This window comes from Variovorax gracilis (genome assembly GCF_030317115.1).
GTDB lineage: Bacteria > Pseudomonadota > Gammaproteobacteria > Burkholderiales > Burkholderiaceae_C > Variovorax > Variovorax gracilis.
In genome coordinates this window covers 1-15,997 of record NZ_JASZYF010000003.1, presented here as the reverse complement: position 1 = coordinate 15,997, position 15,997 = coordinate 1, and the positions used below count along the sequence as shown (strand labels likewise).

The window sequence follows — 15,997 nt, the reverse complement described above, 5'->3', positions numbered from 1 at the left end:
TTCAGCGACTTCGGCAAATCGTGAAAAGTGCGATTGATCTCTTTCGAACCGTCTGGCGATGGGACGACTGCGCAGACCTTTGCTGGGCCCTCTGCCAAGGAGTCTCTGAGTTGAAGGAGGTCAAGGATGGCGACAGCACCACGACCGCAGGCTTCGCGGCGTGCTGGTTCGGTACGCACAAAGACGGGCGCCAGCCCTTTGAGATTCTTCTTCCCACTTGCATTGCTGCGGCGGTCGAGGAGGAAGTGCGCCACAGTGAAGCACAGGCACGCGAGCGGGAGCGCGCATTGCTCGCCGCAGAACGCAAGCGCGATGCGGAGCAGCGAAAGGCTTCCGAGGTGAAAAAGGAAGATGCGGGCGACTTCGAAGAGGCCGCATTCATTGCGGAATTTGACCGTCTCCCTGCGGACTACGACCCGTCCTCCATGCACAGAGTTCTTCGCGGGCCGGAGCTTCTGGCCGCCGTCGCAAGAGCGCGCGCAGCCCGAGACAGCGAACTTCGAAAGCACGATGCCGACTTGTTCGACGCGTTGATCAAACGGAAGGCACTCCGGACGATCGCCAACCCGGGACGTGATCCGGACCGATGGGCTCGCGATCTGGCCTTCCTGATCGAAGCGCATCCGCACTTTGCACAGGTGACCGAGTTCGTCGCGAGCCGAGTCGCCCTGTCCGTGCAAAGTCAAGGTCCGCTGGTGATCCCTCCCATCCACTTGAGTGGCCCGCCAGGTGTCGGCAAGACCCACTACGCCATGGACCTCGCCCGGGCGTTGGGCGCGCCGATCCGCATCCAATCCATGGAGAACGCTCAATCGCCCGCCTTGTGGCTTGGGACGGAGCGCCACTGGGCCACGGCATCACATGGCATCGTCTTCGAGCAGATCGTCAATGGTCCTGTGGCGAACCCGATTTTCCTGATCGATGAGATCGACAAGGCGTCGCAGGAGGGGCGCTACAACCCGCAGGCAGCCCTGCATTCCTTGCTGGAGCCGGTGACCGCGTGCGCGGTGCGAGACGCGGGCCTGGACATCACTTTCGACGCGAGCCTCGTCATCTACATCGCCACATCGAATGACCCGAGAAAGATGTCGGAATCGCTGCGCACGCGATTCCGCGAGTTTGCGATCCTGCCTCCTCGCGGTGAGCAAGCACTGCGAGCCGCCCACGTGGTGGCCACCGCTGCCGCCCGGAAGTTGAGCGTACCTAACTTTGAGCCTCCTGAACCTGCGCTTTCGCACAAGCTCGCCCATCTGAGCGCGCGCGAGGTCTATCAAGCGGTGCAGGACGGTGTGGCGGGCGCCGTCCAAGGCGGCAGACTGCGCTTGATAGTCTCTGACCTACCTGCGGAGGTGGTCGGTGACGACGACGAGATGTCCCCGATGTTGCATTGACGAGTTGCTGTTCCGCGGATATTGAACCCCTGTTTCGAGGACTCCACACATGGCCATGCCACAACAACGAATGGATGCGTTCATCCGAGCCGGGGAGATCCTTTGGAGCATCGCCAAGACTAACGAGCACATCAAGGAATGGGGCGCTGCGCTGCCAGAGAGCCTCGTAGACGAAGCCCGAACGACACTATGCGACTACCCAAGTTCCCAGGAGCTCGAGTGGTGGACGGCGGATGGGCAAGGGACCATGCACACATGGATGGCCGGGGAGATTCGGGGCATCGAGCAACAGGACAGTGTGTTTGCGCGCTTGAAAGTGGCCGTCGGGCAAGTCGTCGCAGAGATGGCATCCGACGGCTCGCCATTCGACGGCGACGCGTTTGTGCACGCATGGCTTACTACCCGGCACCCCGCGCTCGGCTATCACAAGCCGGCTGAGCTCTTGGACCCTGAAATGTTCGTCCGGCTCATCTTGGCCGAACTGTCCGTGTCACGCGAAGCAAGACGAGTCTTCCAAAGCGAAGAGAAGGCCTATCGGTGGCTTCGCAGAGTCAATCGCTCGCTATGGGCCATCCCGCTTGAGATGCTCGGCACCGACGATGGGCAGCGTCTGGTCATGGAAAAGTTGCGTCAGATAGCCCGTTCCGAGTCGGCGAATTGATGCAACCCGGGTGCGTCTGCATTTGATACCTCAAGGCGAGGACGTCACTAGACACCACTCGAACAACCCAAGGCGCTCATTTCCCCAGGTGCTCGACGACGAGAGCATCAGCCTTGCGACAAGAGCGATCCGCGGGTCGCCTGCCTGTTGAGACGCTAAATGATCACGCTGTCTGAAAGGAAAATCAGCATGACGATGGCACACGAAAGGCGCGGGGCCCCCGAATGGGCTGGCGAGTTGATGAGGGAGCTCGCCCTTTCACCCGAAAAGCACGAGGAGCTTTGGGGAGGGCAGGTGCCGCCCAGGCTGCGGCAACTCGCCCTCCGTATCCTGAGGCATTACCCGGGGCCGTGGCAACTTGAAGCGGCGCCCAAGAACTGTGGACCTCTTAGTTGGTGGATCGGCGATGAGCGCCGCGATAGGTTCGGCGCTTCAATCGAACCGCTCTCCCGCAACGCGAGGAAGGGGCCGGAAATGGTGACTGGGTACACGTTCCACGACTACTTGAGCCTCGCACTGCACAGGGCGGCGGTGCAGATGTTGATCGAGGATCCTTCGCTTGTCGCCACGGCGCAGGCGACGCTCGAGCGTTGGATCCAGAGGGGCGATCCGCACACGCTTGTGCTTTGGGAAGAGTGGAGAGTTATCTTGAAGGAGAGCGATTGGATGCGCGCCCTCGCGGAGACAGAGAGGGGACAGCAGTTGCGTAGCGCGTCTCCCTTGCCGACGCTGCTTCCCAAAGCCATTCGCCTCGATGTCCTGGCGCTGGCGCAGGCGCGGCGCGACGCAAGGAAGTAGGACGGTTTGGGGCCAACTTCTGAGATGTACGAATCAGAGCTGAAACCCTGGGGCGCGACGTCCGCATAAAAGGAAGTTCATGGATCCCGTTGAACAACTGAAAGCCCGGTTTCCCTACATGTTCATGGGCAAGACCGTGAGCCTGGAGTTTCACGACGGCTGGCTTCCGACGTTCGCAGAGACCTGCGAGCAGATCGACAAGCTGCTGGGCGAGAACAAGCGAGAGTTCCGTTGGGTACAGGTGAAGGAAAAGTTCGGGTCCGCCCGGTTCTACTTTCGGCTTGGCAAGTCGAAGCGCGTCGTCATTGACGTGATCGACCCTCAAGAGAAAGAGGGCCATGCCCTGATCAAGAACGCCACCAGGATCGGGGACGCAGTTGCATCTCGCATCGACGCCATCGTTGACGAGGCGGAGGCAAAGACACAGATGATCTGCATGCTGTGCGGAGCAGACGCGCAGACGCGACCGTTCGATGGCTATTACTGGACGCTGTGCGCGGCGCATGCGCCACCCGTTAAACCGATCAATCGTCCGGGCGAGCCGTGATGGGTGCCGCTGCAAGCGGCGGGCCGGACCTCGACGAACATCGGGTCTCTTCGCTGAACAGACGCCAGTCAATGCAGAAGCCAAGGACACAGGGCACAGTCTATCGAAGTGGGATCAACCGCGATGGTCGGAGGCGTTGACAGCCAGCCATGAAACGCAGATTGTTCAAAGATGCGTCGTACTAAAAGCTTCCAGTTGTCGGACAAGGCGCGCGTCAGCAATGATCGCTTTGAATCTGGCAGCCTCGGCTCAGAGGACCAGAGCGAGCAGGCAATTCAGCGCGTTCGCGGACTGATCAAGACTGGCCTCGCTTCGGGACGAGGTCGAGAAGACTCTGACGGGGACCATCGAGAGTTGCTCGCGATTGCCCGCGGTCAGATCGACTAGAAAAGGCTTTGAGCACAAGGGGCGAGCAAAGCGTTGCTGTTTAGCGCGCTGCTACTGCGGAACGAACGGCCACGTGGCCTCAACGGGAGTCCTTTCATGCACTCGGCAAAGAGCGTACGCTGGCGCACATGGCGATGCTCAAACTCAGTCTCATGCTAACCGTGATGGTGCTTTCAAGCGTCGTCGGTATCAGGATGCTCATCGATAGGGCCGATGCAAAGGCTCGGCAGCATGCCAGAGCGGGCGAGCCGTCTTCCGAATGTTGAAAGGCCGCCACCAAGATCGACCGGCGCTGGACCTACCTGAAATCTCGACTTGGGAGTTGCAGTTCATCGAGCAGGGCGATGTGGTTCCACCGATGCGTGGCGATCAGTTCAAGCCTTTCTCGCTCGGAGAGGTGCTCTGCACCGTGAGCAGCGGCGACTACCGCAGCGGCGAGAATGCGGTGCCACACCTCGTTGAATTGGTGTGCCTGGGTTGGGAGGTCGAGGCAACGATCGGCGGTTCGGCAGCGAGAAAGCTTGTGCATTAAACGCGCGGATGGAAAGGGACTTCCATGAAGATGAGAAAGCGCTCGAGAGCGAAGTTGAAACGTCAGACGTCCGGCAGTGGAACAGCGGTGGTTGGCCGTCTTTCACGGGGTACATCGATCCTCAAACTGATCCCGTTGGATTCGGACTTCGGCTCCGCCTTCTTGAACGTCGAGCTGTTGACTGTTGGATCGGCGCGTATCTGTTTGGCAAGGTTGATCCGTGAGTCCACGAAGCACGGGCGGGCTTTTCTGATTCAGAAGGCCACTAGCGCCGGAGCGCCGTCCGCGTTGCTGATAGATCCGGATGTTCTGAACGAACGGCTCAAGCAGATGACGAGGCCAACGCGAACAGGCGCCCAGATCCTGGAGAGCCTGCCATTCAGGCGTCGTGGTTCGCCTCGACTGACAGTTGAGATCGAGGACGACGTCTCTCCGGCGCTGATCGTCAGGACGCGAGGCGGTGCGGTGATCGTGTCGCCCGAGGGTGGCGGAGATTAGGCGGCCTCTTGACCATTCTCCTATCGACCCCGACCGGTGGGTCGCTCGACGAGCCGCTCAGTTTGCGAAAGGTCGGGTCGACAGCCAGGGAAAAGTACAACCTGTCGGCGCCGGCTGAACTTTGACCCGGGGATGGAAGCCGGCATCGTGGCTGCCGGCTGCGGATAACTTTAGCTCTTTCCTCCTTTCTTGCTTTGCTTGTTGATACTCGCTCGATGGCTCCAAGTGGGCGCGGAGGGCGAAGCCCGAAGCGCCTTGTCCCTTCGTGCGGTTGATCAGGCGAGGTCTACGGGCGGCGCTTTGGCGTCTTTGCGTTCCTGCTCGCGAGCCCGGATGCGCTTCCTCGTGTCGGCCTTGGCGTGCGTAGTGCGTCATTGCGCCGAACTTGAGCTATTGTTTCTTCTCAGCCTCTCTTGAATTTCGAGTGGGTAGTATTTCGGCTGGCTTAACTCTTCGAGGAGTCGGGCATGAGGGCACGCACCCCGTGCACGACACGATGGCGAAGATCCGCATCGACGTCATTGGCTGGCCACCGAACGGATCGGCATGCGCGCCGGCGCTGTGGTCTCCGAGATCGGACCTCTTCTCAAGACAGCCATAGTGTTCCAAAATCGTCACCGTGACCTCCAATACGCCTTTCGACTTTCCGCGTGAGATCGGAGGTGCGGTGCCAGGCGCTCAACCCAAGTTGCTTGTCCGAAAGATGGGCGACAAATACGTTTCGCAAGGGAGCGAAGAGGAACGTGCTGAGCGCTACGAGATCTGCGTCGACATGGTGGAGCAGTTGAGGCCGCACGCCCAACGACATCACGATGCACATCCCGAGTGGGGACGTCAGGGTGTTCAGCAGCGGCTGCACGCGGCAATACGCGCAAAGGGCTGGGATTTCACCGAAGCAGAGATTCAATGGATCGTCAGAAGCGCGTGCCTCACACTTTGATGCTGCGGGCCCTCGCGGATCGACGCGCCATGCCTCCCGTCCCAGATCCTGAAGTGCCTTGCCCGCGAGCCCTCTACATAGGGCCGGCGGACAAGGCGCTATCGCCTGTGCTCGACGATGGCGAGATCGTCTTGCGATTCAAGTCGCGCCTCCGTTTCGTGGCTGGTCCCCGTCGGGGAATCGGCGTAGGCTTCGCTACATGGCGATGCTCATTCTCAGTCTGATGCTTACCTTGTTGGTGATCTCAAGCGTCGTGGGCGTCAGACTCATGATAGACAGGTCTCAGAAAAAGTCGGAGAGGCGCAGCAGGAAAGGCGACCAGCCCGCGGACCCTCAGTGAAAGTCCCTCGACGCTGTCGCCAGCCTGCCCAGCATCGGCGTCAGGTCCTCGAGCCGCTCCGCGACCAGGCTGCGCAGTTCGCCCACCCGCTGCCAGGTCCCGTGCACAGCCAGCAGCCTCGCATTGAGCAACTCCTGGCGCTGCGTCTCCCGCAAGCTCCGCCACGCGATGACCTGCACGACCCCGGTCTCGTCCTCGAGCGAGACGAAGATGACGCCCTTAGCTGTGTCCGGCTGCTGCCGCAGGGTCACGAGTCCGCAATAGCTGACCTCGTCACCATTGGGCCGGTCGTGCAAGTCAGCCGCCGACATCAGTCCCCGTTTCAATAGCGCCGGCCGGAGCAAGGCCAGCGGATGCCGGCGCAACGTCAGTCCGGTCGCTGCATAGTCGAACATGATCTCCTCGCCCTCCGGCGCTGGCGCAAGTTCGAGGATGTCTTCATCGACCGGCGCATCCCGCAGCAGGCGCGGCGTTGCACGCAGCGCCGACGCGTCCCACACCGCATTCCTGCGATGCCCGCTCAGGCTCCTCAGCGCATCCGCGCTGGCCAGCAGCTTCATCTCGTGGAGCTCGAGTCCGGCCCGACGCGCGAGATCCTCGGCGTTGTCGAACAGGTTCTCGCCGCGGGCCTCGACGATCCGCTGCACCGATTCCCAGCGCAACCCGGAGAGCATGCGCAGGCCCAGGCGCACGGCCGGGCGATGCGGCATGTTCTCCAGCGTGCAGTCGAGGTCGCTGTGCAGGACGTCGGCCGGGCGGACCTCGACGCCGTGGCGCTTGGCGTCCTGCACGAGCTGGCTCGGGCTGTAAAAGCCGAGCGGCTGCGAGTTGAGCATGGCCGCGAGGAACTCCGCCGGATGGTGACACTTGATCCAGCAACTGGCGTAGACGAGCAACGCGAACGAAGCCGCGTGGCTCTCGGGAAACCCGTATTCCGAGAACCCCTTGATCTGTTCGAAGATCTGTTCGGCGAACGCCTTCTCGTAGCCGCGCTCGGTCATGCCATTGACGATCTTGGTGTAGTAGCGCTCGAGGCCTCCCTTGCGTTTCCACGCCGCCATGGCGCGCCGCAAGCCGTCCGCCTCGCCCGGCGTAAATCCGGCCGCCAGCATGGCAATCTGCATCACCTGCTCCTGGAACACCGGCACGCCGAGCGTGCGGCCCAGCGCTTTCTTCAGCGCCTCGCTGGGGTAGGTCACGGGCTCCAGGCCCTGCCGCCGGCGCAGGTAGGGATGCACCATCCCGCCGACGATCGGCCCGGGCCGTACTAGAGCGACCTCGACCACGAGGTCGTAGAAGCATTGGGGCTTGAGCCGGGGCAGCATGCTCATCTGCGCGCGGCTCTCGATCTGGAACACCCCGACCGTGTCCGCGCGCGAGATCATCTCGTAGGTGACCGGGTCCTCGGCGGGGATGTCCTGCATCCCGAAGTCGTAGCCCTTGCGCAGGCCGATGAACGCCAGGGACTTGCGGATGGCAGTCAGCATGCCCAGCGCCAGGCAGTCCACTTTCAGGAAGCCGAGCGCATCCAGGTCGTCCTTGTCCCATTCCAGCACGGTGCGGTCGCGCATGCTGGCGTTTTCGATGGGGATCATGCGCGACAGTGGCCCCCGCGTGAGGACGAAACCCCCCGTGTGCTGGCTCAGGTGGCGGGGGAAGCCGAGCAGTTGGCCGGTGAGCAGCATCAGCTGCCGTACCTTCAGGTCGTCGAGCGACAGCCCGATCTCGACCAGCCGCTCGGGCATGACGGTCTTGCCGTCAAACCACTTGTGGTCCTTGGCCAGTTGCTCCACGACCTCGAGTTCGAAGCCCAAGGCCTTTCCGACATCGCGGATGGCGCTCTTCGGGCGATAGCTGATGACGACGCCGGTGATGGCCGCCCGGTCCCGTCCGTAGCGCTGGTAGAGGTACTGGAGGACTTCTTCCCGACGCTCGTGCTCGAAATCGATGTCGATGTCCGGGGGCTCGTTCCGCTCCTTGGAAATGAAACGCTCGAACAGGACGCTCATGCGTGCAGGATCCACCTCGGTGACGCCCACGCAGTAGCAGACCACGCTGTTGGCGGCGCTGCCGCGGCCCTGGCACAGGATATGGCGCGAGCGCGCGAACTGGACGATGTCGGCGACGGTCAGGAAGTAGTGCTCGTACTGGAGGTCGGCGATGAGGTCGAGTTCGTACTCGATCTGCAGCTGCACCTTCGCCGGCATCCCCTCTGGCCAGCGCCGCCCCGCACCCTCATAGGTGATGCGGCGCAGGTACGACGCCGGCGTTTCACCGGCCGGGACGACCTCGTCCGGGTACTGGTAGCGCAGCTCCTCGAGGCTGAACTGGCAGCGGGCGGCGACATTGAGCGTCTCGGCGAGCAGGTCGTCGGGGTAGGTCTGCGCGAGGCGAAGGCGCGTTCGCAGATGCCGCTCCGCGTTGGGCTGGAGGTCCAGGCCGCATTCGGTCAACGGCCGGCCGACGCGCGTGGCCGTCAGGACGTCGTGCAACGGCTTGCGTGACCGCACGTGGAACTGCACGTCACCGGCGGCGACCAGGGGAATCGCCGTGTGCTCGCTGAGCTGTCGCAGCCGGTAGAGCCACATCTCATCATCGATGAAGCGCAGCAGGTCGACGCCGAGCCAGCACCGCCCGCGGAACTGAGCGAGCAGCCAGAGGCCGATCGACTCGAGTTGGGCGGGCGAGGACATCCGCTTCGGACAGGCGACGACCACGCAGTCCTCGAGCGCTGAGGCGGACAGGTCGGCAAAGGAAAGTTCGTAGGTGCCCTTGGCCGATCGGCGCCGCAGTTTCGTGATGAACTCGCACAGGTTGCCGTAGCCATTCAGGTTGCAGGCGTAGACGACGAGCGTGAATGGGTGATCGCAGTCGACCTGGAACTGGCTGCCGACCAGCAGCTTCAGGCCGTGCTCTTTGGCTGCCACGTGGGCGCGGACGATGCCGGCCAGGCTGCATTCGTCCGTGAGCGCCAGGCCTTGGTAGCCGAGCTTGGAGGCCCGCTCGACCAGTTCGTCCGGCTGACTGGCGCCGCGAAGGAAGGTGAAGTTCGAGATGCAGCGCAGCTCGACGTAGTCGGGGAGAGCGGCCATGGGTCAGGCAAAGACGCCGTGGAGGAACCAGGCGCTCTCTTCATTGGCGAGGCGGGTCTGGAAAATCCATAGCACGCCGGCGTGCTCGCTCAGGGCGACAAAATAGTCGCGCGAGACATGTCGCGTTTCGGACGACGCTGAGGGTGCCGCGTCGCTTTGCCGGTCACAGGGTCGCTCGCCCACGCGGTCGAACCAGCCGTACTCGATGCGGTGAGGGCCCGCCAGGAGCTGCAGCGGCCCCTGATAGAGCGGATGGGATTCCCGGCACGCCAGACGCAGCGGCTTGGGCAGGATGAACGTGGGCTGCGGGCAATCCAGGCTGCGCGCCATCTGTCGTGGGCGCTTCTCGGGCGCTGGCTGCCAGTGGCACATCCATTCCGGGCGATGGTCTTCTGCCACGATGGGCCGGAGGACTCTCTCAGGGCCCAACCTCGCGGCGATGCGTTCGAGCACCAGCGCCAGCCCTTCGCCATCAGGCAGTGTCTCCGGCAGCAACGAGTAGCTGGCCTCTTCGAGCGGGCGAACGTCGTCCGCGGTCATGGCCAGGTCGCCGACCGGCGCGAGCAGTTCGACCTTGGCCAGGTTCTCGGCCAACAACCTGCTCAGGTGCTCGATGTTCCGTGTTGGCTCCGCGGTGCGGACCGTCAGCTCGCCGCCATCGCCGGCTGTCTTGGCCCGCATGGCGTCGTGGCACCACTTGAGCGTGAAGGCTGTGACCCCGGAGCGCCGGGCCGCCAGCCAGGCGCACAGCTGCAAAAGCAGCCGGCGCGCACCGAACAGCATCGCCGGCGCGAGTTCGACGCGCGACATCAGCTCGAGCTTGGTTTCGAAGCGGTCGGGCAGGGTGGCCCAGGCGTGCGCTTCAGGCTTCAGCCCATAGGCCTGGTCGAGCGCACCGACCAACGCCTTGTTGAACCGTCGACTCAGACCGCCGCGGGGCAGGGCGCGCACCTGGCCCAGCGTCCGGCAGCCCACGCGCGCGAGGATGGCGGCATGCGCTGCGACCGGTGCCAGCACCTCAACGGGCAGGTCGTCGAGGAGTGCCTCAAGAGGTTTGGCAAAGCCGTTCGATTGACCGTTGCGGGCCACGGCCACTGCCGCCAGGCTGGTCGGGGCCCAGGCCAGCTGGCCAACGCCCAGGTCCTGGGTTTCCACTTTCACCCGCTCCACGAGTTTTCGCTTGCCGCCGAACAGGCGCACGCTCGCCTCGAGCTCCATCACGACCGCCGAAGACAGTAAAGCCGCGTCGATGACGCTGACGCGCGGCGTGAACTGGAGGCACCAGATCGACAGACCGCGAATGGCTTCAATGCGCTGGGAGTCGGTGAGCAGGCGGTCGGGAAGTAGCGCTGCCCAGAACATGGGAAGTCTCTGCTGCGGTGGCGCGCGGTTTGCGCGCGGCCAGGAGCACGCTCGGCTTCGAAAGCCGGGGCGTGATGAGCGGCGCGAGGCCGCGGGGAATGGAGGGAAGGTGGAGTACGCCGTCATGCACGCCGCCCTTGCGCTTCAGCAGATGGACCCGTAGTTCCCAATCGACGCCCAGACTGACCTGCACCCGCAGCGGCGCCGCGGACGGTTCGTGCTCCGCGGCCGCCGGGCGGCAGAGGAAGACGGGGCTGTCGCAGCTTTGCGCGCACACCTGCAGCCGGCGGATCTGTTCCTGGCGCGCCTGCGGCAGCCAGGACACGACGATGCCGGCCGCGTTGGCCTTCACCAGTTGCTCCGTGACCCAGAGCCGCTCTGCCGGTGTTGACGCCTGGATCCAGACCAGGCGGCGCTCGTCGATGCCTTCGTCACGCAGGCCGGGCAGGTGCGGGGCCTTCGGGGGGCCGATGATGACGATGTCTTCACGCTTTTCGACCACCTGGCGCATGGCCGGCGCCAGGAGCCGCCACTCGAGCACGGTTGGCTGGGCTTGGAGCACCTCGGTGAGGGACCGAGCGGGCCAACCCCCACCGGGGAGTTCCCCGTCCAGCGAGGGATAGCCGGTGGCCACCACCTGCGTGACCGGCGAGCCCAGCTGATCGCCGCGCCAGAGGGCGGCTTCGACGGACGCGGGGAGCTCGCCGGATCGAAGAACGAGCTTTGAAAGAAGGGGCGGCGGAGCCGGCGCGTCGTCGTCGTCGGCCCACTCCAGAAGGGCGGCCATTGCGGGCTCCGGATACTGTATGGACATCCAGTATGCCGCAAGTCAGGCTCCGCAGGGACCGCCCCCTCATCGAAGTCGGATTTAGCCGGCGGGCGGGGAAGCAACCGACGGCTCAATGACGGGCTGCCGCCGTGGCCGGATGCAGTGGCAGCGCGCAACCGACGCATCGGACTCCCGCAAAATGCGCTGATGTGCAGCCATTACCAAGCCGAGAAGCGCCGCAAGCTGATCGAGAAACACTTCGGTATCCAACTGCCGCCGAGCTGGGAGCCGCCGCCGGGTGGCCTGCACATCTACCCGACGCAGATGGCGCCCTTCATTCGCCGGCCGCCCGAGCGCGAGTCGGGCGACGAGGCGGTGCCGGACTTCGAGCTGGCGGAGGGCCATTTTGGGTTGTTGCCTGGCTTCGCCAAAGAGGCGAAGTACGGCCTGCAGACCTACAACGCCCGCACCGAGACCGTCGGCGAACTGGCCAGCTTCAAGCACGCGTGGGCCAAGCCGCGGCACTGCATCGTGCCGTGCGAGGCAATTTACGAGCCGGACTGGCGCACAGGCAAGTTCATCCCGACGCGGTTCACCGCGGCGAACGACGAAACCCTGGGCGTGGCCGGCCTGTGGTCTCCTTGGAAGAACCCGGAGACCAGCGAGTGGGAGCTGAGCTTCACGATGCTCACGATCAACGCGGACGCGCATCCCCACTTCAGGCTGATGCATCGGCCCGATCCGAAACGTCCTCCCGAGATGCAGGACAAGCGCATGGTCGTGATCCTGCCTGAGGCGCAGTACGGCGAGTGGCTCGACGCGCCGCCGGAGCGCTCGATGGACTTCATGGTGCAGTTCCCGGCCGAGCGGCTCGCGATGACGGCGGAGGCCGTGCCGCCGAAGGAGCCCAAGGCGAAGCTAGCTCGTGCCACGAAGGCACCGCCTGAAGAGCCGACGCTTTTTTGATGCCTGTGAACGCGCGGTAACCCTCTTTTATCGACCCTGAACGGAGGCCGTCGATGAGCCCCGAACCCGCCGGCGTCCGAGCGGCGCCTCCGATGCCCCCGACCCCCGTGGCCCGCCGCCGCGGCCCACGGGGCGTGCAGGCTGAAGAGGTGCGCAGGCGGCCGACGCGCTGCTCGCGCGCGGCCTTAAACCCACCATCGAGCGGCTGCGATTGGAACTCCGCGGGACTTGGTCTCCGGCGCCGCTGCCGTCACGGTGTCGATCCGCGAGGGCAAGCCGTTCGGCCGTGCCCAGCGTCCAGTTGCATAGCGTCTGGCGCGAGCGCCGCACGCCGTTGCTGCGCGCCGAGCGGCGGAGCGAGAAGCATGCGACGGGTGTCAAGATGTCACTCGTCGCTGCGGCGTATCAATGCCAGCTCGCTCTTGGAAATCTGGTCGAGGCGGCCCGGGCATCGGTGACATTGCGCCAACGCGGGAGGCAGGGTCCTGATGGCGCTTGACCTTTAGTGCCCCGTTATGTTTCGCACGGCGCGCATCGCCTGCTCCCAGCTTGCACGAAATCCACGTCACGGCTGCGCCGCCGTACAGGCATAGCTGTCGACTCGCAATCGGTCGCCGCCGATGTAGCGCGGGTAGGCCGGATGCCGGCACAGCGGCCGGCCGGCGCGAACAGCAAACGGCGGCGCCGCGGCTCGGTCGGTCTGCACCAGCACATCGGGCGGCGGCTGGCCGCTCGTGACCCAGCGGTCCAGCGGATCGAGAAGGTCGACCATGGTCGGTACGGGCTGCTGGTCGAGCACGCTGCGCGCATTGCCGCTGTGGGTGGAGGCAGGCGAGACGTACAGCCGCATCGCGCCCTCCGCTGTGGAGACTCCGAGCCGCGCGACCACGGCCTGGTGGTAGGCGATGCCCATCAGCGCGCTCTGCGCCCGGTCACCGGCGTTCTCGCGCATGATCAGCTTGCCGCCACGTGCGAAGAAGGGCGCCAGGTTCGGGTCGCTCGCGTCTATAAGTTCGGAGGTCTGCTGCACCCGGGCCTGAAACGCAGCCGGCTCGTAGTTGCGCACATCGAAGGCAGCGTCGCGCGCGATGGCGTATCTGATCCAGTTGCTCCCATAGAGCCATTGCGTGGCATTGGTGGCGGCGTCGGGGGGAACCGCGGGAGCTGTGCTCCCGCCGACCCAGCGCACCAGGTTCAGCGCGCGGTGGCGCCGTCCAGGCTGTATTCGTGCCCCCACAGCCAGGGCGGGTAGCTGTCGAGGCCGTTGGCCAGCGCAAATGCGAAGCGATAGGGCGTGTGCACGGCCTGCAGCGCGCGGATCTGCCCGTCCGACAGGCAGGAGGCGCCGCTGTCGTTGCCCCCGGGGCAGCGCAGAAGCTGCAGGTCGCCCCGCCCTTGGCACGCCTTCCAGTGGTTGACCACGCCGTCGGCCAGACCGTCGAGCCCGTCGCAGGCGTCGTTGACGGCGCGCGCCACCAGCGGCGCCTTGGCCGGCGGCAGCCAGTCGACGAACTGCGGCCGCTGGTTGCGCACGAAGGCGTGGAATAGGCCGGTCCAGTTGAGCACCGGCACCACGCTGACGACGCCGTCGTAGTCGGCCGGAAAGCGCTGCGCCATCATCAGGCCCTCGCGCCCGCCTTCGGAACCGCCGAAGTAATACACGCGCTGCGGTGGGCGGCCGTAAAAGATCTGCGATACCGCCACCGCGACGTCGCGTACCTTCTTGTACGAAGCAAAGGCAAAGTTGGCGAGCATCTCGTTGTCGAGCGCAAAGGCGCCGGGCTCGCTGGCCGGCCAGGCCGAGGCCTGGTGGCCTGAGTCTGTGCCGTACGTCAAATAGCCCCGCTCGATCGGAAGCGGATCTCCCGGGGCCGCGTCGCGCAGTGGTGTCATGCCGGTGACCAGCGTTCCATTGAAGCCGCCGCCGCCGTACTGCAGCGCCTTGCCGTTCCAGCCGTCCAGCGGCAGGTTGAGCTGGAAGTGGATGCGCTGCGCCGTTCCGCCGCGCGGCGCGATGCTGCCTAGTGCGCGGCAATGCGTGGGCACAGCCGGGGGGCCGGCACTGGCGCCGACCACCGTGGTCGAGGTGATGAACGCGTCGCCGCTGGGCAAGCCGATCGAGGCGGCGGGGATTACCCGGCCGGTCAGCGCCGAGCAGCCGGGCTCCAGTTGAGTCGGTGCGGGAGTTCGAGAAGCACAACCGGCGGCCAAAGGCGCTGCCATGAGGCCGAGAGTACAGAGGTTTCCGAAGCGGATGTTCTTCATGAGGGTTGCCTCAAAGAGCAGCGGATCACCCCCTTGCGTCGTCGGCGCAAGGGGCTCGGGCCTAACGAACTTGCGAAGTTTAAAGTGCGACGCCGGCGATTCTGGAATCGACGCGCTGTGCGATCACTGCGAAGTTGCAGCCCGGAGTGAGTGGAAAGCGCCCATCACAACCTTAGCGTAGAGGTCGGTAAAGAGCTCACAACGGTCCGAATAAAAACGCTCAATTCCGATTCGTCGTCAACACGTCGATTCATGATGACAGGCGTTGTCAATCCTTCATCGCTCAGAGACACGTATACAACGCCCGCTCGGTCGAGCGCCTGCACTGACTGGGGCACAAGCGCGTACCCGATCCCAGCGACCACCAATCCGATGGCCGTCTGCACCTCATTGGCCTCCAGCGCCACCGTTGGCTTAAGGCCACGCGAATGGAACATGTCTAGTACTTGATCTGCATAGCTGGGTCTCGGTTTCGCGGGATACAGCAGCAAAGGCTCAGCAGCCAGCTTGGCCAGACTGATGCTCTTGTGTTTTAGCAACCGATGGTTTTTTGGCAGCGCGGCGACTACTCCCTCTTCTCGAACCAGTTCGCCAACGATGTCTGGATCTTCGATTCGCAGTCGCCCGAATCCGACGTCGATTCGACCGGCCTTCAGGGCATCGATTTGTTCGACCGTGGTCATTTCAAACAAGCTCAGTTCCACGTCGGTCTGTTCGTCTCGAAAGCGCCGAATAACCTCGGGCAACGCGCCGTATAGGGTGGATGGGACGAAGCCCAGGCCAAACCACTTGCGCCCGCCGCTCGCGATGCGCGCGGCTGCATCCGTGGCTTCCTTCATGCGATCCAGAATTTGCTGCGCCTGAAGTTGGAAGAACCGCCCCGCAGGCGTGAGTTTCAATGGACGTGAGCTGCGATCGAGCAAGCGAGCTCCGATTTCTTCTTCCAGTGTCTGGATTTGCCTACTCAAAGGTGGCTGGGCGATGTGGAGGTGCTCGGCCGCGCGGCTGAAGTTCAACTCACGGGCAACAGCGACGAAGTAGCGTAAATGGCGCAACTCAAGGTTCATAAAAAGTCCCGGAAAAGGGCATGTCGCGATGCAAAAGTTGCAGTCGGTAAAAACCCTAGTACACCATACCTTGAAGGTATTTTGACAGACTTCATCGATATTGGACCTGCCGTCTCTTCGCAACGAAGATCCTATCCAGCCCGAAGCCCTACCGTTAACCGATGACGCGGCGACGGAGCGATTCATCCCGCTTAGCGATGTCCTTTTTTGTCGAGCCAAACCCCGTACGGAGACCGCATGATCCCGATCTACCCCGCCGATTCGGCGACGAGCCTAGCCAAGCTTGATGCGATGCTGCAGGACGACCCTGAGAAGCATTTGTATCGTCTGGATCGGGCGGTGTTCACAGACGAGCAGTTGTTCGAGCTGGAGATGAAGCACA

General features: G+C 64.0%; 14 protein-coding genes. 8 read left to right on the top strand and 6 right to left on the bottom strand.

Going from position 1 to position 15,997, the window contains the following annotated elements:
* Window positions 1-110 precede the first annotated feature (110 nt).
* The 7 genes from QTH97_RS07930 to QTH97_RS07900 all read left to right on the top strand — a co-directional run bounded on the left by QTH97_RS07930 (window position 111) and on the right by QTH97_RS07900 (window position 5,754).
* Entirely contained in the window at window positions 111-1,391 is a 1,281-nt protein-coding gene (locus tag QTH97_RS07930; RefSeq protein WP_286567587.1) for an AAA family ATPase, read from the top strand.
* 49 nt (window positions 1,392-1,440) lie between these two features.
* Window positions 1,441-2,052: a Y4oB family protein gene (locus QTH97_RS07925; protein ID WP_286567586.1), complete on the top strand. Its 612-nt coding sequence runs from the start codon at window positions 1,441-1,443 to the stop codon at window positions 2,050-2,052.
* Between the two features lie 159 nt (window positions 2,053-2,211).
* The gene (locus QTH97_RS07920) at window positions 2,212-2,850 is read left to right on the top strand and encodes a BPSL0761 family protein (protein WP_286567585.1); all 639 of its coding nucleotides are present in this window, start codon (window positions 2,212-2,214) and stop codon (window positions 2,848-2,850) included.
* A gap of 118 nt (window positions 2,851-2,968) precedes the next feature.
* The gene (locus QTH97_RS07915) at window positions 2,969-3,397 is read left to right on the top strand and encodes a hypothetical protein (RefSeq protein ID WP_286567584.1); all 429 of its coding nucleotides are present in this window, start codon (window positions 2,969-2,971) and stop codon (window positions 3,395-3,397) included.
* A 646-nt stretch (window positions 3,398-4,043) separates the two neighbouring features.
* A complete protein-coding gene (locus tag QTH97_RS07910; protein WP_286567583.1) occupies window positions 4,044-4,316 on the top strand; it encodes a hypothetical protein in 273 nt (90 codons plus the stop codon).
* A 24-nt stretch (window positions 4,317-4,340) separates the two neighbouring features.
* Complete coding sequence (locus tag QTH97_RS07905) at window positions 4,341-4,814, top strand: hypothetical protein (protein WP_286567582.1); 474 nt, start codon at window positions 4,341-4,343, stop codon at window positions 4,812-4,814.
* Window positions 4,815-5,433: 619 nt separating this feature from the next.
* Window positions 5,434-5,754, top strand: a complete 321-nt coding sequence (locus QTH97_RS07900; RefSeq protein WP_286567581.1) for a hypothetical protein — start codon at window positions 5,434-5,436, stop codon at window positions 5,752-5,754.
* 333 nt (window positions 5,755-6,087) lie between these two features.
* On the opposite strand, the gene QTH97_RS07895 is transcribed toward QTH97_RS07900, so the two are convergent.
* From QTH97_RS07895 to imuA, 3 genes are read right to left on the bottom strand one after another with little or no spacing between them, the layout of a single operon-like run.
* On the bottom strand, window positions 6,088-9,186 hold the full coding sequence (locus QTH97_RS07895) for an error-prone DNA polymerase (protein WP_286567580.1): 3,099 nt from the start codon (window positions 9,184-9,186) through the stop codon (window positions 6,088-6,090).
* 3 nt (window positions 9,187-9,189) lie between these two features.
* Window positions 9,190-10,548: a Y-family DNA polymerase gene (locus tag QTH97_RS07890; protein ID WP_286567579.1), complete on the bottom strand. Its 1,359-nt coding sequence runs from the start codon at window positions 10,546-10,548 to the stop codon at window positions 9,190-9,192.
* A complete protein-coding gene (imuA, locus tag QTH97_RS07885) occupies window positions 10,493-11,335 on the bottom strand; it encodes a translesion DNA synthesis-associated protein ImuA (RefSeq protein ID WP_286567578.1) in 843 nt (280 codons plus the stop codon). The genes QTH97_RS07890 and imuA overlap by 56 nt, the downstream gene beginning before the upstream one ends.
* Window positions 11,336-11,524: 189 nt before the next feature.
* Here imuA and QTH97_RS07880 point away from each other — a divergent pair, with 189 nt between their 5' ends.
* Window positions 11,525-12,283, top strand: coding sequence for an SOS response-associated peptidase (locus tag QTH97_RS07880; protein WP_286567577.1), 759 nt, complete (start codon window positions 11,525-11,527; stop codon window positions 12,281-12,283).
* 565 nt (window positions 12,284-12,848) lie between these two features.
* Here the strand turns inward: QTH97_RS07880 and QTH97_RS07875 are convergent.
* The 3 genes from QTH97_RS07875 to QTH97_RS07865 form a co-directional block, all read right to left on the bottom strand.
* A complete protein-coding gene (locus tag QTH97_RS07875) occupies window positions 12,849-13,472 on the bottom strand; it encodes a tannase/feruloyl esterase family alpha/beta hydrolase (protein ID WP_286567576.1) in 624 nt (207 codons plus the stop codon).
* A gap of 5 nt (window positions 13,473-13,477) precedes the next feature.
* Window positions 13,478-14,548 carry a tannase/feruloyl esterase family alpha/beta hydrolase gene (locus tag QTH97_RS07870; RefSeq protein ID WP_286567574.1) on the bottom strand — a complete coding sequence of 357 codons (1,071 nt, stop codon included), beginning with the start codon at window positions 14,546-14,548 and terminating at the stop codon, window positions 13,478-13,480.
* 164 nt (window positions 14,549-14,712) lie between these two features.
* Window positions 14,713-15,615, bottom strand: coding sequence for a LysR family transcriptional regulator (locus tag QTH97_RS07865; RefSeq protein WP_286567573.1), 903 nt, complete (start codon window positions 15,613-15,615; stop codon window positions 14,713-14,715).
* Between the last annotated feature and the right edge of the window lie 382 nt (window positions 15,616-15,997).